1 rRNA gene is annotated in these 1,722 nt (G+C 55.8%); it reads left to right on the top strand.

Annotation, left to right across the window (positions count from 1 at the left end):
* Window positions 1-1,668, top strand: a 23S ribosomal RNA gene (locus tag QQZ12_RS16905); the annotation flags it as partial.
* Window positions 1,669-1,722: the final 54 nt, after the last annotated feature.

The raw sequence follows: 1,722 nt of genomic DNA, 5'->3' as shown, positions 1-1,722 counted from the left end.
GAGAAGTGGTGGAGCGCTTGGAAGTGAGAATGCCGGTATGAGTAGCGAAAAGAGGGGTGAGAATCCCCTCCACCGTAAGCCTAAGGTTTCCTGAGGAAGGTTCGTCCGCTCAGGGTTAGTCGGGACCTAAGCTGAGGCCGAAAGGCGTAGGCGATGGACAACAGGTTGATATTCCTGTACCACCTATTTTCGTTTGTACGATGGGGGGACGCAGGAGGGTAGGGAATCGCGCGACTGGAAGTGCGCGTCCAAGCAGTGAGGCCGAAAGGATAGGCAAATCCGTCCTTTCTATAGGCTGGGCTGTGATGGCGAGGGAAATCATCAGTACCGAAGTTCCTGATCTCACACTGCCAAGAAAAGCCTCTAGGAGAAAATAGGTGCCCGTACCGCAAACCGACACAGGTAGGCGAGGAGAGAATCCTAAGGTGCTCGGGAAAACTCTCGTTAAGGAACTCGGCAAAATGACCCCGTAACTTCGGGAGAAGGGGTGCCCCGGTAGGGTGAAAGCCCGAGGGGGCCGCAGTGAAGAGGTCCAGGCGACTGTTTAGCAAAAACACAGGTCTCTGCTAAGCCGCAAGGCGATGTATAGGGGCTGACGCCTGCCCGGTGCTGGAAGGTTAAGGGGAAGGGTTAGCGCAAGCGAAGCTCTGAACCGAAGCCCCAGTAAACGGCGGCCGTAACTATAACGGTCCTAAGGTAGCGAAATTCCTTGTCGGGTAAGTTCCGACCCGCACGAAAGGCGTAACGATCTGGACGCTGTCTCAACGAGAGACCCGGTGAAATTGTACTGCCAGTGAAGATGCTGGCTACCCGCGACAAGACGGAAAGACCCCGTGGAGCTTTACTGTAGCCTGATATTGAATCTAGGTACGACTTGTACAGGATAGGTGGGAGTCTGAGAAGCCGGAGCGCCAGCTTCGGTGGAGACGCCGGTGGGATACCACTCTGGTCGTATCGGGGTTCTAACTCGCCGCCGTCATCCGGCGGGAGGACCGTGTCAGGTGGGCAGTTTGACTGGGGCGGTCGCCTCCTAAAAAGTAACGGAGGCGCTCTAAGGTTCCCTCAGCGCGGTCGGAAATCGCGCTCTAGAGTGCAAAGGCAGAAGGGAGCTTGACTGCGAGACCTACAAGTCGAGCAGGGACGAAAGTCGGACTTAGTGATCCGGTGGTTCCGAGTGGAAGGGCCATCGCTCAACGGATAAAAGCTACCCCGGGGATAACAGGCTTATCTCCCCCAAGAGTCCACATCGACGGGGAGGTTTGGCACCTCGATGTCGGCTCATCGCATCCTGGGGCTGTAGTAGGTCCCAAGGGTTGGGCTGTTCGCCCATTAAAGCGGTACGCGAGCTGGGTTCAGAACGTCGTGAGACAGTTCGGTCCCTATCTGTCGTGGGCGTAGGAAATTTGAGAGGAGCTGTCCTTAGTACGAGAGGACCGGGATGGACGCACCTCTGGTGTACCAGTTGTTCCGCCAGGAGCACCGCTGGGTAGCCAAGTGCGGACGGGATAAGCGCTGAAAGCATCTAAGCGCGAAGCCCCCCTCAAGATGAGATTTCCCATTCCCCTGTGGAAGTAAGACCCCTTGTAGATGACGAGGTTGATCGGTCCGAGGTGTAAGCGTAGCAATGCGTTTAGCTGACGGATACGAATCGGTCGAGGGCTTATCCTACTTCATCTCTTCATCTTGCAACACGCTTTATTCCATTCTAATTTTCAGGGTGTG

It is taken from the genome of Laceyella tengchongensis (genome assembly GCF_900182735.1).
GTDB lineage: Bacteria > Bacillota > Bacilli > Thermoactinomycetales > Thermoactinomycetaceae > Laceyella > Laceyella tengchongensis.
The sequence above is the reverse complement of the archived record's forward strand: the minus strand, read 5'-3'. Positions and strand labels throughout refer to the sequence as shown.